Annotated in this window: 19 protein-coding genes; 8 read left to right on the forward strand and 11 right to left on the reverse strand. The window is 68.8% G+C overall.

Features of this window, described 5'->3' with window-relative positions; all coding sequences use genetic code 11:
- Nucleotides 1-22: 22 nt before the first annotated feature.
- A complete protein-coding gene (gene glyA / locus VKQ35_RS18305; RefSeq protein WP_324364154.1) occupies nt 23-1327 on the reverse strand; it encodes a serine hydroxymethyltransferase in 1305 nt (434 codons plus the stop codon).
- Nucleotides 1328-1559: 232 nt separating this feature from the next.
- Here glyA and VKQ35_RS18310 point away from each other — a divergent pair, with 232 nt between their 5' ends.
- Both VKQ35_RS18310 and VKQ35_RS18315 read left to right on the forward strand, forming a co-directional pair.
- A complete protein-coding gene (locus VKQ35_RS18310; protein WP_324364155.1) occupies nt 1560-1991 on the forward strand; it encodes a MucR family transcriptional regulator in 432 nt (143 codons plus the stop codon).
- A gap of 65 nt (nt 1992-2056) precedes the next feature.
- Nucleotides 2057-2887: a hypothetical protein gene (locus VKQ35_RS18315; protein ID WP_324364156.1), complete on the forward strand. Its 831-nt coding sequence runs from the start codon at nt 2057-2059 to the stop codon at nt 2885-2887.
- Here VKQ35_RS18315 and hemA read toward each other — a convergent pair.
- The 6 genes from hemA to VKQ35_RS18345 form a co-directional block, all read right to left on the reverse strand.
- On the reverse strand, nt 2884-4110 hold the full coding sequence (gene hemA, locus VKQ35_RS18320) for a 5-aminolevulinate synthase (protein WP_324364157.1): 1227 nt from the start codon (nt 4108-4110) through the stop codon (nt 2884-2886). The genes VKQ35_RS18315 and hemA overlap by 4 nt on opposite strands.
- A gap of 179 nt (nt 4111-4289) precedes the next feature.
- On the reverse strand, nt 4290-5180 hold the full coding sequence (gene mmsB / locus VKQ35_RS18325; protein WP_324364158.1) for a 3-hydroxyisobutyrate dehydrogenase: 891 nt from the start codon (nt 5178-5180) through the stop codon (nt 4290-4292).
- 24 nt (nt 5181-5204) lie between these two features.
- Nucleotides 5205-5963: a methyltransferase gene (locus VKQ35_RS18330; protein WP_324364159.1), complete on the reverse strand. Its 759-nt coding sequence runs from the start codon at nt 5961-5963 to the stop codon at nt 5205-5207.
- 44 nt (nt 5964-6007) lie between these two features.
- Nucleotides 6008-7060, reverse strand: coding sequence for an enoyl-CoA hydratase/isomerase family protein (locus tag VKQ35_RS18335; protein ID WP_324364160.1), 1053 nt, complete (start codon nt 7058-7060; stop codon nt 6008-6010).
- 13 nt (nt 7061-7073) lie between these two features.
- Entirely contained in the window at nt 7074-8213 is a 1140-nt protein-coding gene (locus VKQ35_RS18340) for an isobutyryl-CoA dehydrogenase (RefSeq protein WP_324364161.1), read from the reverse strand.
- 53 nt (nt 8214-8266) lie between these two features.
- Nucleotides 8267-9961 (reverse strand): amidohydrolase, encoded by a 1695-nt coding sequence (locus VKQ35_RS18345; protein WP_324364162.1) that lies wholly within the window; start codon nt 9959-9961, stop codon nt 8267-8269.
- Nucleotides 9962-10059: 98 nt separating this feature from the next.
- Here VKQ35_RS18345 and hemB point away from each other — a divergent pair, with 98 nt between their 5' ends.
- Entirely contained in the window at nt 10060-11076 is a 1017-nt protein-coding gene (hemB, locus tag VKQ35_RS18350; protein WP_324364163.1) for a porphobilinogen synthase, read from the forward strand.
- 1 nt (nt 11077) lies between these two features.
- Here hemB and VKQ35_RS18355 read toward each other — a convergent pair whose 3' ends face one another.
- Genes VKQ35_RS18355 through VKQ35_RS18370 form a run of 4 tightly spaced genes read right to left on the reverse strand, consistent with a single transcriptional unit; the run spans nt 11078 to nt 14277 of the window.
- Complete coding sequence (locus VKQ35_RS18355) at nt 11078-11953, reverse strand: SMP-30/gluconolactonase/LRE family protein (RefSeq protein ID WP_324364164.1); 876 nt, start codon at nt 11951-11953, stop codon at nt 11078-11080.
- A gap of 59 nt (nt 11954-12012) precedes the next feature.
- Nucleotides 12013-12888 carry an alpha/beta hydrolase gene (locus tag VKQ35_RS18360; RefSeq protein WP_324364165.1) on the reverse strand — a complete coding sequence of 292 codons (876 nt, stop codon included), beginning with the start codon at nt 12886-12888 and terminating at the stop codon, nt 12013-12015.
- A 10-nt stretch (nt 12889-12898) separates the two neighbouring features.
- Complete coding sequence (locus VKQ35_RS18365) at nt 12899-13396, reverse strand: GNAT family N-acetyltransferase (RefSeq protein WP_324364166.1); 498 nt, start codon at nt 13394-13396, stop codon at nt 12899-12901.
- A complete protein-coding gene (locus VKQ35_RS18370) occupies nt 13393-14277 on the reverse strand; it encodes an NAD(P)-dependent oxidoreductase (RefSeq protein WP_324364167.1) in 885 nt (294 codons plus the stop codon). Before VKQ35_RS18370 ends, VKQ35_RS18365 begins: the two co-directional genes overlap by 4 nt.
- A gap of 88 nt (nt 14278-14365) precedes the next feature.
- Here VKQ35_RS18370 and VKQ35_RS18375 point away from each other — a divergent pair, with 88 nt between their 5' ends.
- From VKQ35_RS18375 to VKQ35_RS18395, 5 genes are all read left to right on the forward strand, one after another.
- A complete protein-coding gene (locus tag VKQ35_RS18375; protein ID WP_324364168.1) occupies nt 14366-15262 on the forward strand; it encodes a flagellar motor protein MotB in 897 nt (298 codons plus the stop codon).
- A 102-nt stretch (nt 15263-15364) separates the two neighbouring features.
- Entirely contained in the window at nt 15365-16132 is a 768-nt protein-coding gene (locus VKQ35_RS18380; RefSeq protein ID WP_324364169.1) for an arginyltransferase, read from the forward strand.
- A gap of 9 nt (nt 16133-16141) precedes the next feature.
- Nucleotides 16142-16816 carry a DnaA ATPase domain-containing protein gene (locus VKQ35_RS18385; protein WP_324364170.1) on the forward strand — a complete coding sequence of 225 codons (675 nt, stop codon included), beginning with the start codon at nt 16142-16144 and terminating at the stop codon, nt 16814-16816.
- Nucleotides 16817-16879: 63 nt separating this feature from the next.
- Nucleotides 16880-19105 (forward strand): RNA degradosome polyphosphate kinase, encoded by a 2226-nt coding sequence (locus VKQ35_RS18390; RefSeq protein ID WP_324364171.1) that lies wholly within the window; start codon nt 16880-16882, stop codon nt 19103-19105.
- Nucleotides 19086-20600, forward strand: a complete 1515-nt coding sequence (locus VKQ35_RS18395) for a Ppx/GppA phosphatase family protein (RefSeq protein ID WP_324364172.1) — start codon at nt 19086-19088, stop codon at nt 20598-20600. Before VKQ35_RS18390 ends, VKQ35_RS18395 begins: the two co-directional genes overlap by 20 nt.
- Nucleotides 20601-20602 lie beyond the last annotated feature (2 nt).

The raw sequence follows: 20602 nt of genomic DNA on the forward strand, positions 1-20602 counted from the left end.
CCCCCTTGGGCTGAAGCAAACCCTATCCGTTGTAGATAGGGAAGCGCGCCGTCAAGGCCAGGACCTCGCCGCGGACCTTCTGCTCGACGGCGGAATTGTCGCCGCCGGCCTTCAGACCGTCGAGCACCTGGCCGATCCAGGTCCCCACCTGGCGGAACTCCGCCGGGCCGAAGCCCCGCGTCGTGCCGGCCGGCGAGCCGACCCGCAAGCCCGAGGTCTGCATGGCCGGCAGCGGGTCGCCGGGGATCGAGTTCTTGTTGGTGGTGATCCCGGCGCGCTCCAGGGCGATCTCGGCGTCGGCGCCGGAGACGTTCTTCGGCGTCAGGTCCACCAGCATCAGATGGCTGTCGGTGCCGTTGGAGACGATCTTGAAGCCGGCGCTCTGTAGGCTGTCGGCCAGCGCGCGGGCGTTTTCGATCACGTTCCTCGCATAGACCTTGAACTCCGGCCGCAGGGCCTCGCCAAAGGCCACGGCCTTGGCGGCGATCACGTGCATCAGCGGGCCGCCCTGCAGCCCGGGGAACACCGCCGAGTTGATCTTCTGGTTCCACTTCTTCGAGTTGGTCAGGATCATGCCGCCGCGCGGGCCGCGCAGGGTCTTGTGCGTGGTGGTGGTGACGATGTGGGCGTGGGGGAACGGGTTCGGATAGACCCCGCCCGCCACCAGGCCCGCGTAGTGGGCGATGTCGACCATCAGGAGCGCCTCGACCTCGTCGGCGATGGCGCGGAACTGCTCGAAGTCGATGGCCCGCGAATAGGCCGACCCGCCGGCGATGATCACCTTGGGCTTGTGTTCGCGCGCCACCTCCCAGGCCTGTTCGTAGTCGATCAGGTGGTCCTGCATCCGCACGCCATAGGCCACCGGATTGAACCACTTGCCCGACTGGTTGACGCTCTTGCCGTGGGTCAGGTGGCCGCCGTGGTCCAGGTTCATGCCCATGAAGGTGTCGCCCGGCGTCATGGTCGCCATGAACACCGCCTGGTTCGCCTGGCTGCCGGAGTGCGGCTGGACGTTGGCGTATTCGCAGCCGAACAGCTGCTTGGCCCGCTCGATGGCCAACAGTTCGACCTCGTCCACCACCTCGCAGCCGCCGTAGTAGCGCTTGCCCGGATAGCCTTCGGCGTACTTGTTGGTCAGCACGCTCCCCTGCGCATCCAGGACGGCGCGCGAGACGATGTTCTCCGACGCGATCAGCTCGATCTGGTCCTGCTGGCGCTTCAGCTCGGCATCCAGGATCTGCGATACGGCCGGGTCCCCCTCGGCGACGCCCTGTCCGAAGAAGCCGTCGGCGGCGGCGGAACTGGCGGAGAGCGACTGAGACTGCATGCGGAGCGTCAAGGGCGGCGCCTTTCGGGCTGACGATTCTCTGAGACCGGCGGAGAGCGCTCTTTACCCCCAAACCCGCGCAGCCTCCACCGGCTGTTCCCGCGAAAAGCTCACAGAACGTCTGAAAGCCACCCGGCGGGAACAAACGTTCAGAACCGGCGTTGAACCCTGACCGGCCGCGCGGGTTCCGTCGCCGCGGGCCTTGTGTGCGCCAAAACAGTGGGGGACTTGCATGAGCGTTGCGCCAGACCCGGAAGGGCCTTCGGGCGAAGACCTGATGAGGTTGGGGACCGGCATCGTCGCCGCCTTCGTCAGCCGCAACGCCGTCCCTGCCGAGGCCCTGCCCGACGTCATCCGCACCGTGCACCAGGCGCTGCTGAGCCTTTCGGGAGATGTCGTCGCGGTCGCCGAGGAGCGCCCCAAGCCCGCCGTCACGATCGGCCGCAGCGTACAGCACGACTTCATCGTCTGCCTGGAGGACGGCAAGAAGCTGAAGATGCTCAAGCGCTACCTGCGCTCGCGCTACAACATGAGCCCGGACGACTACCGCAAGCGCTGGGGCCTCGCCGCCGACTATCCGATGGTCGCCCCGGCCTATGCCGCGCGCCGCTCCGACTTCGCCAAGCAGATCGGCCTTGGCCGCGGCGTGCGGCGCCGTAAGTAGCGCCCGCTTTCCCGCCGGGGCGCACGGGCGTAGCCTTCGGCAAAACGAAGGTGGGAGAAACGCACATGTCGGTCGCCGAAGGGCTGGTCTGGACCAGCGAATTCCGCTCGCCCCGTAATTCCGCCGCCGAGGTGAAGGGCTCGATCCACGACGACGCCACCGCGTCAAAGCTGGGCTTCCGGGGCGGCACTGTGGCCGGCTCGATCCACATGGACCAGTTCGCGCCGGGCCTCCTGGAGCTCTATGGCGAGGCTTGGTTCGCGACCGGCGGCATGTCGCTCTACTTCACCAAGGCGACCACCGACGGGGAGCCCGTGCAGGCGACGGTCGAGGCCGGCGCTGAGCGCGCACGGCTGACCATGCACGACGTTCCGGGCGACCAGATCTGCGAGGGAACCGCCAGCCTGGGCCCCGACGCGCGGTCGGAACTCAGCAAGCGCATCGAGAGCCAGGCGCCGGCCGCGCCGGGATCCTTGCGCATCCTGGGCCAGATCGCCGTCGGCGAGGAGCACAGGGACATCCCGGTCCGCGTCGAGGCCGAGCATCTGCTGAAATCGCTGGAAACGCTCACCGAGCCCCTGCCCGCCTATCGCGACGGCCTGGTCCTGCCGCCCTCGCATCTGATCCGCCTCACGCACCAGGTCCGCAAGCATACGGTCGGCAAGGCGGGGACGTCGGTGGGTCTGTTCGGGGCTCTGGAGACGCAGGCGCTCGCCGGTCCGCTCAGGGCCGGCGTCGACTATGTCGCCCGCACCAAGATGCTGAAGCTCACCGAGAGCCCGAAGACCGAGAACGCCTGGTACGAGGTGCTGGTGGCCGACAAGGCGGGCCAGGACGTCGCCCGGGTCGTTTACTACCTGCGCTTCATGAAGGCGTCGTCGCCGCTTTGGGCTTAGGCGGCCACGCCGCCGACGCGCTGGATGTTGCAGTGGACCCAGAGCTCTTCCAGGGCGGCCACCAGCTTGTCCATCATCTCGTCCGTGTGGGCCGGTGACGGGGTGAAGCGCAGACGCTCGGTCCCGCGCGGCACGGTCGGATAGTTGATCGGCTGGACGTAGATGCCGTGCTCTTCCAGCAGGATGTCGCTGATCATCTTGCAGTGGACCGCGTCGCCCACCAGCACCGGCACGATGTGGCAGACGCTGGGCATCACCGGCAGGCCGGCCTTGGTCAGGCGTTCCTTCAGCGAGGCCGCGCGCTCCTGGTGGGCCTCGCGGATCTCGTTGTGCTCTTTCAGATAGCGGATCGAGGCCACCGCGCCCGCGGCCAGCGCCGGCGGGATGGAGGTGGTGAAGATGAAGCCGTCGGCGTAGCTGCGGATCGCGTCGCAGATCACCGCGTCGGCGGCGATATAGCCGCCCATCACGCCGAACGCCTTGCCCAGCGTGCCTTCGATGATGTCGATGTCGGCCATCGCCCCGTCGCGCTCGGCGACGCCCGCGCCGCGCGGGCCGTACATGCCCACCGCATGGACCTCGTCGATGTAGGTCATGGCGCCGTACTTCTTGGCCAGCGCCACGGTGGCCGGGATGTCGGCCACGTCGCCGTCCATGGAGTAGACGCTCTCGAAGGCGATCAGCTTCGGCAGCGCCGGGTCCGTGGCGGCCAGCAGCTCTTCCAGGTGCTCGAGATCGTTGTGGCGGAAGATGTGCTTCTCGCCCTTGTGCGCGCGGATGCCGCTGATCATCGAGTTGTGGTTCAGCGCGTCGGAGAAGATCACCAGACCGGGGAGGATCTTGTGCAGGGTCGAGAGCGACGCCTCGTTGGAGACGTAGCCCGAGGTGAACAGCAGCGCCGCTTCCTTCTGGTGAAGGTCGGCGAGCTCGCGCTCCAGCTCCACATGATAGTGGGTCGTGCCGGAGATATTGCGCGTGCCGCCCGAGCCGGAGCCGGCCTCATCCAACACCCTGTGCATTGCGTCCAGGACGACCGGGTTCTGGCCCTGGCCGAGATAGTCGTTCGAACACCAGACGGTGACGTCGGCTTCCGAGCCGTCGGCCTTGGTCCAGGTGGCGCGGGGGAACTGGCCACGATGGCGCTTCAGGTCGGCGAAGACCCGGTAGCGGCCCTCGGCGCGGACCTTTTCAACGGCTTGCTGAAACGCGGCGCGGTAATCCATCGACGTCCAATCCCGGGTCCCGCGATCGATTGAGCTCGCGCGGGCGGCCGGTTCCCTCTGATGCGGCCTCGGTTTTGGCGCCGATGGCCTTAGTTGTCCATAAGACGGGCGGTCGCGGTTGACGACCTTTCGTCACGGACGGCTGAAAATTCGTGAACGGCGGTTAGTTAGGCTGAGTCTTAAGCCGGGGCATGGCCCCTGAAAAGCTCCAGTATGGCCGAGAAGTCCTTGCCCCCGCCGCCGAGGCGGTCGAACAGGGCGTAGAGCCCCTCGGCCTGGGCGCCCAGCGGGGTCGCCGCGCCGGCCTTGGCCGCGGCCTCCTGCGCCAGCTTCAGGTCCTTCAGCATCATGGCGGTGGCGAATCCGCCCTCGTAGTTGCGGTTCGACGGCGCCGCCGGGACCGGCCCCGGCCAGGGGCAGTAGCTGGTCAGGCTCCAGCTCTGGCCGGAGGACTTCGACGCGATCTCGAAGAACCGCTCGGCGTCCAGCCCCAGCTTCTCGGCCAGCGCGAAAGCCTCGCAGGTGGCGATCATCGTCGCCCCCAGCACCATGTTGTTGCAGATCTTGGCCGCCTGGCCCGCGCCGTGGTCGCCGGCGCGGATGGTGATCCGCGACATCGGCCCGATCAGCGCCTCCACCGCGGCGAAATCGGCCTCGGCGCAGCCGACCATGAAGGCCAGCGTGCCGGCCTCGGCGCCCGCCTGGCCGCCGGAGACCGGGGCGTCGGCGAAGCGGAAGCCGGCGTCGCTCACCTGTTTGGCCACCGCGCGGGCGCTTTCCACGTCGATCGTCGAGCAGTCGATCATCAAGGCGCCGGGCTTTGCGTTCGGGATGATCTCGTTCGCATAGACGGCGCGGACGTGCTGGCCGGCCGGCAGCATGGTGATCACCGCGTCGGCGGCCTTCACCGCCTCGGCGGCCGAGCCGGCGGCGACGCAGCCCGCGCCGACCGCCTTCTCCAGCGCGGCCTTCGACAGGTCGAACGCCAGGACCTCATGACCCGCCTTGGCCTGGTTGGCGGCCATGCCGCCGCCCATGTTGCCAAGGCCGATAAAGGCGATGCGGGTCATGAAAATCCTCTTGGGTACTGAGACTTACTTGGGCTTGCGGAACTTGTAGACGAACTGATCCGTCTGGCCCTGGGAGAAGCCGTCGCGAATGCCCTTGGTGTGGTCATCGGCCGGGTTCTTCAGGACGGTGCTCTCGCCCTCGTATTTGAAGCCCGCGGCGGTCACCTCCGCCTTCACCACCGCCGGGTCGATGCGGTGCAGGGTCTTGGTCGAGCTCGGATCGCCCGCATTGGCCACGTGGTCGAGGACGATGAACACGCCGCCCGGCTTCAGCGAATTGTAGATCGCCTTGTCGAAGGCCAGCATGTCGACGCCCGCGATGTTCTTGACGTCGTGATAGTTCTGCGAGGTCCAGATCACGTCGGCGGGCGTCGGAACCGACAGGCCGTTCTGCAGCGGCTGGTGGATCGACTTGACGTTGGAATAGTTGGCGTCGGCGGCCAGGACGTCGATGGCCGGGGGCGGCGGCGGCTTGGCCGGATCGGTGGCCGGGCGCGGCGGGCCGCTCACGGCATAGACGGTTCCCTTGGCGCCCACGGCCTTGGAGAACAGGCGGGTGAAATAGCCGCCGCCCGGCAGCATATCGACGACGGTCTGGCCCGGCTTCACGCCGGCGAATTCCAGCATCTCGGCCGGCTTGCGGTCGGCGTCGCGCTTGGTGTCGGCCTCGGGCCGGCCCTTGTCGGCCACCGCAGCCATCTGGTTGGCGTCCGGCTTGGCGTAGGCAAGGCCCGCGGTCGCGATCACGGCCAGTGCGGCCGCGGCAAGCAGCTTGGATTTCATTCGTCGTCCTCCCGATGGCGGCCCGTTTGGAAACCGCCCTGACGTCAAGGTAAGGGCGTCCACTCCTCAGTGGAAGGCAGGGGCGCGAAAATGCCGTCGATCAGCGTTTCGCTGACCGCTTCCAGCGTCGGCGGGTCCCATTTCGGCGCGTTGTCCTTGTCGACGATCACCGCGCGCACGCCTTCGAGGAAGTCGTGCCGCTGCACGACCCGCGCGCCGATCCGGTACTCCATGGCCATGTTGTCGGCGAACCGGGTCATGGCGCCGCCGAGCTTCAGCTGGCGGAAGGCGACCTTCATGGTCTGCGGCGACTTGGTGGCCAGCACCGCCAGCTGCTCCCGCGCCCAGTCGGTGTCGGCGGCTTTCAGGTTCGCGGCGATGGCCTCGACGCTGTCCCCGGCGAACAGCCGGGCGATCTCGTCCTGATGCGCCGCCAGGGGCGGACGGCCGGCGTCGCCCTCGAACTCGGTCAGGATGGTCTCGATGGCGCTCGGCTCCGCCAGGATCGCCGCCTTCAGCGCCGGAAGCTGGGAGCTCTCCACATAGTCGGTGGCGAGGCCGGTGAGTTCGCAGTCCGCCGCCTTGATCCTGGCCCCGGTCAACGCCAGCCAAAGCCCGATGTGGTCGCTCATCCGCGACAGGTACCAGCCGCCGCCGACGTCGGGGAAAAGCCCGATGCCGGTTTCCGGCATGGCGAAGGTCGTGCGCTCGGTCGCCACGCGGTAGCGACAGGGCCGCGAAAGCCCCACGCCGCCGCCCATGGTGATCCCGTCCATGATCGCCACCAGAGGCTTGGGGTAGTCGTGGAGCAGGCTGTTCAGCCGGTACTCGGTGAAGAAGAATTCGCGGGCCTCGCGCCCATCACCGGCCCCGCTCTCGGCCAGCATGCGGATGTCGCCGCCGGCGCAGAAGCCGCGCTCGCCCGAATGGTCGATCAGCACCAGCCGCACGCCCGGATTGTCGATCCAGGCCAGCAGGGCCTGGGTCATCAGGGCGATCATGTTGCTGGTGAGCGCATGCAGCGCCTGCGGCCGGTTCAGGGTGATCCGGCCGACCTTGCCCTCGACGCGGGTGATGACTTCAGGTTCGTCACTCATTGCCGGAACAGCTTCATTGTCTGAACAACTCTCGGGCCGTGATCACCCGCATGATCTCGTTGGTGCCTTCCAGGATCTGGTGGACGCGCAGGTCGCGCACGATCCGCTCCAGCGGGAAGTCGGCCAGATAGCCGTATCCGCCGTGCAGCTGCAGGGCCTGGTTGGCCACCTCGAAGCCGGTGTCGGTGGCCAGCCGCTTGGCCATGGCGCAGTATTTGGTCGCCTGCGGGTCGCGGTTGTCCAGCGCGTTGGCCGCGCGCCGCACCATCAGCCGCGCCGCCTCCAGGTCGGTCGCCATGTCGGCCAGGCGCCATTGCAGGCCCTGGAAGTCCTTCAAGGGATTTCCGAACTGGTTGCGGGTCTCCAGGTGCGATTTGGCCGTGTCGAGCGCCAGGCCCGCGCCGCCCAGTGAGCACGACGCGATGTTGATCCGCCCGCCGTCGAGGCCCGCCATGGCGAAGCGGAACCCCTCGCCCTCCCCGCCGATGCGGTTTTCCACCGGCACGCGGCAGTCGTCGAAATTGACCTGCGCCGTGGGCTGCGACTTCCAGCCCATCTTCTTTTCCTGCCCGCCGAACGACAGCCCCGGCATCCCGTTCTCCACCACCAGCGCCGAGACGCCCTTGGGTCCCGGCCCGCCGGTGCGGACCATCACCACGTAGACGTCCGAGGTCCCGGCGCCGGAGATGAAGGCCTTGGACCCATTCAGGACGTAGTGGTCGCCGTCCAGCCGCGCCGTGGTCTTCAAGGCTGCGGCGTCCGAGCCGGACCCCGGTTCGGTCAGGCAATAAGACGCGATCAGCTCCATGGTGGTCAGCCGCGGCAGGTATTTGCGGCGCAACTCGTCGGCGCCGAACCGGTCGATCATCCAGCTCGCCATGTTGTGGATCGAGATGAAGGCCGCCGTCGAGACGTCGCCATAGCTCAACTGCTCGAAGACGATCGAGGCGTCGAGCCGGCTCAGCGCCGAGCCGCCCACGTCCTCCTGCACATAGAGGCCCGCGAACCCCAGCTCGGCGGCCTTCCTGAGCACATCGACGGGGAAATAGCTCTCGGCGTCCCAGCGCGCGGAATGGGGCGCGAGCTCGGCGGCGGCGAAGGCGCGCGCGGCGTCCTCGATGGCCCGCTGGTCGTCGGTGAGGGTGAAATCCATGAGGGCGGAGTCAGCGCGCGTCGCCGCGCCTGTCAATCGCCGCGTGACGCCAATCAGGCCTGATACATCACCGTCCCGCCGGTCACGGTGCGCAGGATCTTGATGTCCTTGATCTTGTCCGGATCGACGGTGTGCGGGTCGTCGGCGAGGATCACATAGTCGGCGAGCTTGCCGGGCGTGATCGAGCCCTTGAGGCCCTCCTCATGGCTGGCGTAGGCGCCGTTCAGGGTGTTGACCCGCAGCGCCTCGTCGACGGTGATCTTCTGGTTCGCGCCCCAGGTCTTGCCGTCCCAGCCCTTGCGCGTGACCATCGCCTGCATCGCCATCAGCGGCGAGAACGGGCCCGGGTTGAAGTCGGAGCCGGCGCAGACCGGCACGCCGGCGTCCAGCAGGTCACGGAAGCACATGGCCTGGCGGATCGTGGCCTCGCCGTAGAACGGGAACTTGTCGGAGTTGTAGTAGGCGTAGGTCGAGAACACCGCCGGCACGACGCCCGCCGCCTTGATCCGCGCGATCAGCGAAGGGTTGAGAAGCGTGCAGTGGGTGATCTTCGGCCGCGCGCCCGGCCGGGGATAGAGCTTCTGGGCGCGCTCCACGGCTGTCAGCACCCGGTCGATCGCCACGTCGCCGTTGGCGTGGCAGTTCACATCGATCCCGGCGCGGTGCACCCGCTCGATCCAGGCGTTCAGCACCTCCGGCGTTTCGGTGAGGTTGCCGAAATAGGGCGGCGAGACCCCGGCGTAGGGATGGCTCATGGCCATGGTGCGTTCCGAGAACGAGCCATCGACCAGGTGCTCGGAGGTCGCGCCCAGCTTGATCCACTCATCGCCGAAGCCGGTCTGCAGGCCCGAGCGGATCATCGCCTCCATGACCAGCGCCTGCGGCTCGTAACTCACCCGGTGCTTGAGGTCGCCGCGCGCGCGGACGTCCTGCAGCGCGCTGAGATCGCCGCCCTCGTGATGCACGCTGGTCAGGCCGTAACGCACGAACTGCTTGGACATGTGCGCCTGGCCGTCGCGTCCGCGCCGCGCGGCCTCTTCCGGCGAAAAGGTCTGGCGCAGGCCGATCCTCTCGATCGGCGCGCTCGCCAGGTCGGTCACACGGCCGTTGAGCTCCCCGTCGGGGCCCTTGTCGTAGGTGCCGCCCGGCGGGTTCGGGGTCGCCTTGGTGATCCCCGCCATGGCGAAGGCCCTGGAGTTGTAGAACATGGTGTGGCCGCCGCGGTGGCGCACGCCGACCGGCTGGGTGGTCGACACCTTGTCGAGGTCGTGGACGTTGAGCAGGCGCCCGTCCTTGACCTTGATGTCGTCGAAGAACTCGCCGCGGACCCAGGTGTCGGGCGGCAGCGTCTGGGCCCGGGCGCGCAGTTTCTCGACGATGCTGTCGATGGTGACGAACTCGACCTCGAACGGATTGCCCACCAGCACGTCGTAGAGCAGCGTCTCGCCCGGCGCGTGGTTGTGGCAGTCGATAAAGCCGGGCGTGACGGTCGCCCCCTGGGCGTCGAAGGTCTGGGTCCGGGGCCCCGCCAGCGCGCGCATGTCGTCGCTGGAGCCCACCGCGACGAACCGGCCGGCCCGGACCGCGAAGGCCTGGGCGCGCGGCGTCTTGCCGTCAACGGTGTAGACCTTGGCGTTCAGCACCAAGAGATCGGGCGCATCGGACCCCGCGCCGAAGACGGGCGCGGACCAGGCCGCGCCCAACCCCGCGCCTGCGAAACCCAGAAATCCCCGACGATTTGGTTGCATGGCCGCCCTCCCCGCTCACCGCCATTAGCCCCCAGCCGCGGGCGCAGGTCAAAACGATGGTTGCGCCGGGCGGGCTTGCGGGTGCAAAGGCGCGAACCATGAGCAAAGCGCCCCTCGCCGCCTACCCCGCCCTGCGTCTGCGCCGCCTGCGCCAGGCCGACTGGGTCCGCCGCCTGGTCCGCGAGACCGTGCTGACGCCGTCGGACCTGATCTGGTCGATGGTGGTGCACGAGGGGGAAGGCCAGATCCCGGTCGCCTCCATGCCGGGCGTCAGCCGCCTGTCGGTCAAGGACTGCGCCGCAGCCGCCAAGGAAGCGCGGACGCTCGGCATCCCGGCCATCGCCATCTTCCCGCACATCGACGGCGGCAAGAAGGACGCCCGGGGCTCGCTCGCCCACGACGCCGACGGGGTGATCCCGCGCGCCATCAAGGCCATGAAGGACGCCGCGCCCGAGGTCGGCATCATGTGCGACGTGGCGCTCGACCCCTTCACCGACCACGGCCACGACGGCCTGATCGAGAACGGCAGGATTCTCAACGACCCGACCATCGAGGCCCTGGTCGCCCAGGGGATCATGCAGGCCAAGGCCGGCTGCGACATCCTGGCGCCCAGCGACATGATGGACGGCCGCTGCGGCGCGCTCCGGCAGGCGCTGGAGAGCGAGGGCCTGCAGGACGTGATGATCATGTCCTATGCCGCCAAGTACGCGTCGGCCTTCTACGGCCCCTACCGCGAGGCCATCGGCTCGGGGAAGCTCGGCACGGGCTCGGTCGACAACCCCGGCGACAAGAAGACCTACCAGATGGACTCGGCCAACCACGCCGAGGCCCTGCGCGAGGTCGCCCTCGACATCGCCGAGGGGGCCGACATGGTGATGGTCAAGCCGGGGATGCCGTACCTCGACATCGTGCGCCAGGTGGTCGACGCCTTCGCCATGCCGACCTTCGCCTTCCAGGTCAGCGGCGAGTACGCCATGCTGATGGCCGCCGCCCAGAACGGCTGGCTCGACGAAGAGCGGGCGATCATGGAGAGCCTTGGGGCCTTCAAGCGCGCCGGCGCCGCGGGGGTCATCACCTACTTCGCGCCGCGGGCCGCCAGGCTATTGGGCGCCTAGCCTAGGGCCGTCCGGCGTGCGGGCTGTCGACCTGCGCGACGAGGATCTTGCCGGTCGGCGCGGCGGCCTCCGCGCCGTCCAGGGCCGCGGCGGTCAGGATGAACAGCGTCCGGCCGTCATCGCCGCCCAACATGCAGGCGTAGCAGGGCTGGCCGGTCTCGATGATCTCCAGCACCTCGCCGCCGGCGGCGATGCGCAGGCATTGCGGCGCGTTCGGATTGGCGATCCAGACCGCGCCGGCGGCGTCCAGGCAGGCGCCGTCCGGGATCGCCGGCGCCGTCGAGGCCCAGACCCGGCGGTTGGAAAGGTCGCCGTTCGGGCCGATATCGAAGGCGGTCATGACGCCTGCTAGGGTTTCGCCGACGATCAGCGTCTTGCCGTCCGGCGTGATCATCGAGCCGTTGGGGAAATGCAGGTCCTCGGCCGCCACGCGGGTCTGACCGTCCGGCGTCACATAGGCGAGCTTGGCGGTGGCGTGGTTCGCCAGGACGTCCGGCACGCCGCGTTCAGCGATCGCCGCGCCCAGGTCGAAGCCGAAATTGCCGACATAGGCGCCGCCGGCCGCGTCGACCACCATGTCGTTGCAGTGGAAGGTGGCGATATGGCCAAGGTCCGCGTGGACGCCGACCTGCCCATCGAGCCCCCGCCGCAGCACCCGCCGCTTGGTCATTCCGACGATCAGCAGCGTGCCATCGGGCATCCAGCCGAGACCGGACGGCTGGTCGTCGATCTCGACCTCGGTGCGCAGGTCACCCGCCGGCGACACCGAGTAGACCGTGTGGGCGTAGAAATCGCTGAACCACAGCCGCCCGTCCCGCCAGCGCGGCCCCTCCCCGAACTGCAGGCCTTCGACCAGAAGCCGCGTCGTCCGTCCCATCGCGTCGCCTTTCTCTCCGGAAGGTCTTGCCGCCATGATCGTCGAGGTGACCACCCGTGTCACGCCGGCCGCGGCGTCTCCAGCCAGGCCTTCAGGATCGCGTTGACCTTCTCGGGCGCCTCCTGCTGCACCCAGTGCGAAACGCCGGGCAGGCGTTCGATCGTCAGGTCGCGGACATGCGCCTGCGTCCCCTCCAGCAGCTCGATCCCCAGCGCCGCGTCCTCCTCGCCCCAGACGATCAGGGTCGGCGTCTCGATGACCGGCCAGGGCCCGGCGAGCTTGCCCTGCGCCCGCATGGCCGCCCGGTACCAGTTGATCATGCCGCGGATCGCGCCCGGCCGCTGGGCGTCGGCGGCATAGCGGGCCAGCACGTCGGGCGTGAAGTTCGTCTTGTCGACCGCCATGCCGTGAAAGGCTTGTCTGATCGCCCGCGCATCGTTGGCGGTCATCGCGCGCTCCGGCAGGCCAGGAAGCTGGAAGAAGAACATGTACCAGGACCTCTTCAGCTGGGCCCACGAGCGCCTCAGGTGCTCGGCCATCACCGCCGGATGCGGCACGTTCATGATCACCAGCCGCTCCAGCGGCCGGACCCGGTTGGCGGCGAAGGTCCAGGCCAGGCCCGCACCCCAGTCATGGCCGATCAGGGTGACGCGCTTGGCGCCGCTGGCGTCGATCAGGGCGGCGACGTCCTCCATCAGCCGGTCGATGCTGTAGGCCGGCACGTCCGCCGGCTTCGGCTCGGTCTCGCCATAGCCGCGCAGGTCCGGCGCCCAGGCGCGGTAGCCCATCGAAGCCAACAGCGGCAGCTGATAGCGCCAGGAGAACCGGCTCTCCGGAAAGCCATGCAGGCAGAGCGCCAGATGGTCGCCTTCCCCAGCCTCGTCCACCGCGAAGTCGAAGCCGCCCACGGCAATCCGGCGCGTCGTGATGGTCATGGCCCCCGCCTCAGGTGGTGAAGTAGCAGCTCTCTTCGTCATGGCCCGGAATGAGGATCATGCCCGCATCCCGCATCCCGATCTTCTTCAACACCGCGATGGAGCCGAGGTTCGCCGGCTTGGTGATCGCCACGATGGTCGAAAGCCCCAGCCGGTCGCGGCCATAGGCCAGGCTCGCGGCGGCGGCTTCCGAGGCCAGACCCTGGCCCCAGAACGGCTCCAGGAAGGCGTAGCCGACGTCGGGATGCTCCAGCCCGTCGCGCTTGACGAGGCCCGCCAGGCCCGTCGCCTCGCCGCTCGCCTTCAGGTCGGCGCGCCACAGCCCAAAGCCGTTGGCCTCATAGCCGGCCCGCGCGCGCTCGATATAGCCGCGCGCGCCCTCCAGATCGCTGACGCCCCGGTCGCCGATGTTCTCGCGGAACCCCGGACTCAACAGCAGCTCCAGGATGAACGGCGCGTCGGCCTCGGTCAGTTCGTGCAGCGCCAGGCGCTCGGTCTCGAGGATCACGCCTCGGCCTCGCCGGGAGTCTTGGGGGGCTTTTCCAGCCGCGCCACCAGGCTGGAGGTGTCCCAGCGCCGGCCGCCCAGGGCCTGCACCTCGGCGTAAAACCCGTCGACCATGGCGGTCATGTCCAGCGCCGCGCCATTGCGGCCGGCCTCGTCCAGCACCAGGCCCAGGTCCTTGCGCATCCAGTCGACCGCGAAGCCGAAGTCGAACTTGCCCTCGGTCATGGTCTTCCAGCGGTTGTCCATCTGCCAGGACTGCGCCGCCCCCTTGGAGATCGCGTCATAGACCAGCTGCGGATCGAGCCCGGCGCGCTTGGCGAAATGCAGGCCTTCTGCGAGTCCCTGGACGACGCCGGCGATGCAGATCTGGTTGACCATCTTGGCGAGCTGGCCCGAGCCCGAGGCGCCCATCAGCTTGGTCGCCTTGGCGTAGGCGGCGATCACCGGCTCGGCCTTGCTAAAGGCCTCGGGCGTCCCGCCGCACATGATGGTCAGCTGGCCGTTCTCCGCGCCCGCCTGACCGCCGCTGACCGGCGCGTCGACGAAGGCGCGGCCGCCATCGGCCGCCAGCGCCGCCATGTCGCGGGCCACCACCGCCGAGGTCGTGGTGTGGTCGACCACCACGCCGCCCGGGGCCATGGCCGGCAGGGCCTCGCTCACCACCTGGCGCACATCGGCGTCATTTCCCACGCAGAGGATGAAAAGCTCCGCCCCGGCGGCCGCCTCCGCCGCCGTCTCGCCGGCCCGGCCGCCGTTCGCCGCCACCCAGCGCTGCGCCTTGTCGGCGCTGCGGTTATAGACCGCCATCTCATGGCCGGCCTTGGCCAGGTGTCCCGCCATCGGGAAGCCCATCACGCCGAGACCGGCGAACGCCACTTTCATTCAAAAAGCTCCTTAACCAAGTGCAACGCCAATTTAACCTGGGGCTGCGCATTTGAGTCCCTCGTAACAGGCGACGGCGGGGCGGACCATGTCGGTGAGCGGCGAACGGCCGATCATCATCAAGCGCATCAAGAAGAGCGGCGGCGGGGGTCACCACGGCGGCGCTTGGAAGGTGGCCTATGCGGACTTCGTGACCGCGATGATGGCCTTCTTCCTCCTGATGTGGCTGATCAACACCACCTCGCCGGAGCAGAAGCGCGGCATCGCCGACTATTTCGCGCCGGCCAGCGTCTCCGAGACCACGTCCGGCGCCGGCGGCATCCTGTCCGGCACGGCGCTTGGCAACGACGGCGCCAAGCAGAACGGCTCCCAGTCGATCGTCCAGGACGCCAGCCCCGACGTGAAGAACCCGGACGACGGCAAGGCCAAGGACGCGGCCAAGGCCTCCGCGGGCGACCCGACGAAGATGGAACAGGCCAAGAAGGAGGCCGCCGCCTTCGCCTCGGCTGAGGAATCGCTGAAGCAGGCGCTGCAGGACATGCCGGAGCTCGCCGAGCTGTCGAAGCAGATCATCGTCGACCAGACGCCGGAAGGGCTGCGCATCCAGCTGATCGATCAGGAAGGCCGCCCGATGTTCAACCAGGGCACCGCCAACCCCAACGACCGCGCCAAGATCCTGCTGCGCGCCGTCTCCAAGGTCATCAACCAGCTGCCCAACCGGATCAGCATCTACGGCCACACCAGCGCCAACGCCGGCTCGGTCAAGAAGGCCAAGGGCGACTGGCCGCTCTCGACCAACCGCGCGCTGGCCTCGCGCGACATTCTGGAGAGCGCCGGCGTCGATCCCGACCGGTTCTATCTGAGTGGCGGCAAGGCCACCTCCGAGCCGCTCTATCCGGACGACCCGACGCTTCCCGGCAACCGCCGGATCGCCATCGTGTTGTTGCGTGAGGCGCCTGTGCTGCCGCCGGACCGCGGCCCTTAGTCCCACGGCCTGTTGCGGAGCTGTAACAGCCCTTGCGCCGCGGCGCGGCATGACGCCTAATCGAAGTTCAAGCGCTAGTGATACGAAGGCGACCGCAGGTCCGTGACGCAGCATTTTCCGTCCCGACAGCTCAGGTTCTTCCTGACCGCGCCGTCGCCCTGCCCGTACCTCCCGGAACGATTCGAGCGGAAGGTGTTCGCCCACCTGCCGCTCTCCGACGGCGCCAGCGTCAACGACAGCCTGACCCAGGTCGGTTTCCGCCGCTCGCAGAACATCGCCTACCGCCCGGCCTGCGAGGCCTGCACGGCCTGCGTCTCGGCGCGGATTCCAGCCGCCGACTACATCTTCTCGCGCTCCGAACGTAAGGCGATCGCCCGCAACGAGGACCTGGAGCGCAACCTCGTCGAGGCCGAGGCGACCATGGAGCAGTTCGATCTGCTCCGCCGCTATCTGCTGACCCGCCACGCCGACGGCGGCATGGCCGAGATGACCTGGCCGGACTACGTCGCCATGGTCGAGGACACCGCGGTCCGCACCCACATCATCGAGTACCGCGTCCGCGCGCGGGGCCCCGGTGCGGGCGACCTGGTGGCCTGCGCCCTGGTCGACGTGATGAGCGACGGCCTGTCGCTGGTCTACAGCTTCTACGACCCGACCCAGAGCCGGCGGTCCCTGGGCTCCTTCGTGATCCTCGACCACGTGGTCCAGGCCTGCCTGATGGACCTGCCCTACGTCTATCTGGGCTACTGGGTGCGCGGCTCGGAGAAGATGGACTACAAGGTCCGCTTCTCGCCCATCGAGCTCCTGAAGCCCGAGGGCTGGACGCTGGTGGTCGGCGGCGCGGCCAAGGCGGCCAACGACACGCTTTAGGACCTCAGGATGGCGAGGCAGCTTCGTCTGGGCCTTCGCCGGCCCACGGCCCATACCCGCGACAGCTTCGTCTGCGGCGCATCGAACGCGCAGGCGAGGAGCGCGCTCGACGCCTGGCCGCGCTGGCCGGGTGGCGCGCTGGTGCTGGTCGGACCCGAAGGCGTCGGCAAGACGCATCTGGCGCGGGCCTGGGCCGCCGGCGCCAAGGCCGCGGTCCTCGACCGCGCCCAACCCCACGTGGCCGCCGCCGCCGGCCGGCCGGCCCTGCTGGAGGACGTCGATCAGGGCGTCGAAGCCGAGGCCCTGTTCCACCTGATCAACCAGGCCGCCCAGGATGGCGCGAGCCTGCTGCTCACCGCGCGGCTGACCCCCACCGCCTGGCCCGCCGAGCTGCCCGACCTGCGCTCGCGCTTGAACGCCCTGATGGTCGCGGAGATCGCCCCGCCGGATGACGAAGTCTTAGGCGGCGTCCTGAAGAAATTCTTCCGTGAGCGGAACATCCGGCCGCATGACGATGTCTATCCCTATCTGCTGCGGCGCATGGAAAGGTCGATCCCCGGCGCGGCCGAGATCGTGCGGCGCCTCGATGAGACCGAAGATGGTCAGATGCGGCCGGTTTCACGGGTGCTGGCCCGCGAGATCCTTGAGGACGGTTCCGAAAATCTTGATCTTTTCGAGGGATGACTTGAAGCGGTCACACGCTGGGCTCAAAATCCCGGCTCCGTGACCTGGGGTGGAGACCTGCCGATGAGCTATGCCGAGCCGATCGCCGCGGATCCCGCGAACGAGGCCGGCGTCGCGCCTGGGCGGTCCCCGCTGAGCTGGAACGAGGAACTGGCCGCCTCGCCGACCCGGTTCTTCAATCGTGAACTCTCCTGGCTCGCCTTCAACCGCCGGGTGCTGGCCGAGAGCAAGAACCCGCGCCACCCGCTGTTCGAGCGCCTGCGCTTCCTGTCGATCAGCGCCAACAACCTCGATGAGTTCTACATGGTCCGCGTGGCCGGCCTGCGGGCTCAGGAGCGCGAGGGCGTCCGCACTCAGAGCCAGGACGGGCTGACCTCCAGCGAACAGCTCGAACGGGTCAACGCCGAGGCGGCGGACCTGATGGCCGATCAGCAGACCCGCTGGCGGGAGCTTCGTGAAGAACTGGCCGAAGAGCGCCTGCGGGTGACCCCGGCGATCGATGTCACCAACGCCGAGCTGGACGCCCTTGAGGAGCCCTTCGTCTCGCAGATCTTCCCGGTCCTGACGCCGCTGGCCATCGACCCGGCCCATCCCTTCCCGTTCATCCCGAACCTCGCCTTCTGTCTGGCGCTCAAGCTGCGGCGGCTGGCGGACAATCGGGTGCTCTACGCGCTCGTGCCCATTCCGGCCCAGGTGGCCCGCTTCTGGGAACTGCCCGCCCACCGCAACGGCCGGCGCAAGATGGAGCGCCGGTTTGTGTCCCTGGAGACCCTGGTCAGCCTGTTCCTCGACCACCTGTTCCCGGGCTGCGAGGTCCAGGGCCAGGGCGTGTTCCGGGTGATCCGCGACTCCGACATGGAAATCGAGGAAGAGGCCGAGGACCTGGTCCGCGAGTTCGAACTCGCGCTGAAGCAACGCCGCCTGGGCAGCGTGGTCCGTGTCGAGATCGACGCCTCGATGCCCGAGGAACTGCAGGGGTTCATCACCGCCAGCCTGCATGCCGAGCCGCAGGACATCATCCTGATCGACGGTCTGCTGGGCCTGGACGAACTCAGCCAGCTGATTCCCGCCGACCGGCCCGACCTGAAGTTCAAGCCCTTCGAGCCGCGCTTCCCCGAGCGCATCCGCGACCATGGCGGCGACTGCTTCGCGGCCATCGGCGAGAAGGACATCCTGGTCCACCACCCCTTCGAGAGCTTCGATGTGGTGGTGCAGTTCCTGCGTCAAGCCGCCCGCGACCCCAATGTGCTGGCCATCAAGCAGACCCTTTACCGCACCAGCCACGACAGCCCGATCGTCGCGGCCCTCATCGAGGCCGCCGACGCCGGCAAGAACGTCACCGCGGTGATCGAGATCAAGGCCCGTTTCGACGAGGCCGCCAACCTCAAGTGGGCCCGCGACCTGGAGCGCGCCGGCGTGCACGTGGTCTTCGGCTTCGTGGAATATAAGACCCACGCCAAGCTCTCGACCGTGGTGCGCCGGGAGGGCGACGTGCTGCGCTCCTACTGCCACTTCGGGACCGGCAACTACCACCCGATCACCGCGCGCTTCTACACCGACCTCTCGCTGTTCACGACCGACCCGGCGTTGGGGCGCGACTCGGCGCGCCTGTTCAACTTCGTCACCGGCTACGCCCAGCCGGAAGGCGGACTGGAGAAGCTCTCCTATTCGCCGATCACCATGAAGCCCGACTTGCTGTCGCATATCGCCCGCGAGGTTCTGAACCGCGCCGAGGGCAAGCCGGCGGGCATCTGGGCCAAGCTCAATTCGCTGGTGGATCCGCAGATCATCGACGCCCTCTACGCCGCCAGCCAGGCGGGGGTGGAGATCGACCTGGTGGTGCGCGGCATCTGCTGCCTGCGCCCCGGCATCGCGGGCCTCTCCGAAAACATCCGCGTGAAGTCGATCGTCGGCCGCTTCCTGGAGCACGGCCGGATCGTCGCCTTCGCCAACGGCGCGCCCCTGCCCTCGTCCGAGGCCCGGGTCTACATCTCCTCGGCCGACTGGATGCCGCGCAACCTCGACCGCCGCGTCGAGGCGCTGACGCCCATCGAAAATCCCACCGTCCACCAGCAGGTCCTGCAACAGATCATGCTGGCGAATCTGAAAGACGAGGCTCAGAGCTGGGCCCTCGACGCGACCGGCCACTACAGCCGCGACCCGTCCTGGGACCACCCGAGCGCCTTTTCCGCGCACGAGTATTTCATGACCAACCCCAGCCTTTCGGGTAGAGGGCAGAAGGTGAAGGACATGCCGCGCGCGATCGATCATGTGGCCTCGCGGGGATAGCGGGCCCTCCTCCCGGCAAGCCGCCGTCATCGACGTCGGTTCAAACTCGGTCCGCCTGGTGATCTACCGGCTGGACGGGCGCGCCATTTGGACCGTCTACAACGAAAAAGCGCTGGCCGGCCTCGGCCGCGACCTGCCGACCACCGGACGCCTGTCGCCGGAAGGGGTCGAGGTGGCGCTCACCGCCATCCGCCGCTTCCGCGCCCTGCTGGACGGCTGGCGGGCCGAGGACGTCACCGCCGCGGCCACCGCCGCCGTGCGCGAGGCCGCCGACGGCCCTTATTTCCTCAAGCGGATCCGCGAGGAGACCGGCCTGAACGTCCGCGTCCTCACCGGCGACGAGGAAGCCCGCTACGCTGCGCTGGGCGTCATCGCCGGCCAGCCGGACGCGCAGGGCGTGGTCGGCGATCTTGGCGGCTCCAGCCTGGAGCTCATCCGCCTTGGCGCGCTGGATGGCGGCGGTCGGCGTGAGGCCGACGCCGGCGCGACCCTGCCGCTCGGTCCGTTTGCGCTAGGCGCCCCGCGCGCGCTCGACGCCGACCGCACGCGCCGCCTGATCGAAAACGCGCTGGCGCCCCACGCCGCCCGCTTCGCCACCCGCCACTTTCACGCGGTCGGCGGCGCCTGGCGCAACCTGGCGCTCTTCCAGATGGAGCTGATCGACTACCCGCTGCACGTGGCCCACCAGTACGAAATGAGCCGGGCGGACGCGCTCAGCGTCTCGCGCCTGGTCGCCCGCCAGTCCCGCGCCTCGCTGGAGCGCATGCAGGGCCTGTCGAAGAAGCGCATCGAGACCCTGCCCTATTCGGCGGTGGTGCTGGAGGCGCTGATCGAAAGTCTGGGCGTCGAACGGGTCACCATCTCGGCCTTCGGCGTGCGCGAGGGGCTGTTGCTCGACGCCATGGATGCCGAGCTGCGCGACCGCGACCCGCTGATCGAGGGCTGCGAGGCCCTGACCGCGGCCCGCGGCAGTTCGCCCGAACTGGGCGCGGCGCTGGAGGCGTGGCTGACCCCGGCCTTCGAAAAGCTCAGCCCGGTGTTCGGCGCGCGCGACCCGGTGCTGCTGGCCGCTGCCTGCCGCCTGGCCGACCTCGGCGCGCGCCTGCACCCCGACCACCGCGCCGACCTCGCCTTCGAACAGGTGCTGCGCGCGCCCATCGCCGGCATGAATCACCCCGAGCGCGCGTTCCTGGCCAGCGTCGCCTTCTCCCGCCACACCTCGGCGACCACGCCGCCGGAGGCCGACGCCGTCGCCCGCGTCATCGGCGCCGACCGCCGCCAGCGCGCCCGCGCGCTGGGCGCGGCGGTGCGCCTGGGCTGCGACCTCTCGGGGCGCAATCCGCGCCTCCTGGAGAAGTCCAGCCTGTCCATCCAGGCCGAGCGTCTGGTGCTGACGGCGGCCGGCGGCTGGACCGACATGCTGCTGGGCGAACAGACCGCCAAGCGCGCCCAGACCCTGGCCTCGGCGCTGAAACTCAAACTCGAACTCGGATGATC

The organism is Phenylobacterium sp., from assembly GCF_035309685.1.
Lineage (GTDB): Bacteria > Pseudomonadota > Alphaproteobacteria > Caulobacterales > Caulobacteraceae > Phenylobacterium.

Excerpts from the sequence above, each read along its gene's own strand:
- glyA (WP_324364154.1), bottom strand. The coding sequence starts at position 1,327 with ATGCAGTCTCAGTCGCTCTCCGCCAGTTCCGCCGCCGCCGACGGCTTC.
- VKQ35_RS18310 (WP_324364155.1), top strand. The coding sequence starts at position 1,560 with ATGAGCGTTGCGCCAGACCCGGAAGGGCCTTCGGGCGAAGACCTGATG.
- VKQ35_RS18315 (WP_324364156.1), top strand. The coding sequence starts at position 2,057 with ATGTCGGTCGCCGAAGGGCTGGTCTGGACCAGCGAATTCCGCTCGCCC.
- hemA (WP_324364157.1), bottom strand. The coding sequence starts at position 4,110 with ATGGATTACCGCGCCGCGTTTCAGCAAGCCGTTGAAAAGGTCCGCGCC.
- mmsB (WP_324364158.1), bottom strand. The coding sequence starts at position 5,180 with ATGACCCGCATCGCCTTTATCGGCCTTGGCAACATGGGCGGCGGCATG.
- VKQ35_RS18330 (WP_324364159.1), bottom strand. The coding sequence starts at position 5,963 with ATGAAATCCAAGCTGCTTGCCGCGGCCGCACTGGCCGTGATCGCGACC.
- VKQ35_RS18335 (WP_324364160.1), bottom strand. The coding sequence starts at position 7,060 with ATGAGTGACGAACCTGAAGTCATCACCCGCGTCGAGGGCAAGGTCGGC.
- VKQ35_RS18340 (WP_324364161.1), bottom strand. The coding sequence starts at position 8,213 with ATGGATTTCACCCTCACCGACGACCAGCGGGCCATCGAGGACGCCGCG.
- VKQ35_RS18345 (WP_324364162.1), bottom strand. The coding sequence starts at position 9,961 with ATGCAACCAAATCGTCGGGGATTTCTGGGTTTCGCAGGCGCGGGGTTG.
- hemB (WP_324364163.1), top strand. The coding sequence starts at position 10,060 with ATGAGCAAAGCGCCCCTCGCCGCCTACCCCGCCCTGCGTCTGCGCCGC.
- VKQ35_RS18355 (WP_324364164.1), bottom strand. The coding sequence starts at position 11,953 with ATGGGACGGACGACGCGGCTTCTGGTCGAAGGCCTGCAGTTCGGGGAG.
- VKQ35_RS18360 (WP_324364165.1), bottom strand. The coding sequence starts at position 12,888 with ATGACCATCACGACGCGCCGGATTGCCGTGGGCGGCTTCGACTTCGCG.
- VKQ35_RS18370 (WP_324364167.1), bottom strand. The coding sequence starts at position 14,277 with ATGAAAGTGGCGTTCGCCGGTCTCGGCGTGATGGGCTTCCCGATGGCG.
- VKQ35_RS18375 (WP_324364168.1), top strand. The coding sequence starts at position 14,366 with ATGTCGGTGAGCGGCGAACGGCCGATCATCATCAAGCGCATCAAGAAG.
- VKQ35_RS18385 (WP_324364170.1), top strand. The coding sequence starts at position 16,142 with ATGGCGAGGCAGCTTCGTCTGGGCCTTCGCCGGCCCACGGCCCATACC.
- VKQ35_RS18390 (WP_324364171.1), top strand. The coding sequence starts at position 16,880 with ATGAGCTATGCCGAGCCGATCGCCGCGGATCCCGCGAACGAGGCCGGC.
- VKQ35_RS18395 (WP_324364172.1), top strand. The coding sequence starts at position 19,086 with ATGTGGCCTCGCGGGGATAGCGGGCCCTCCTCCCGGCAAGCCGCCGTC.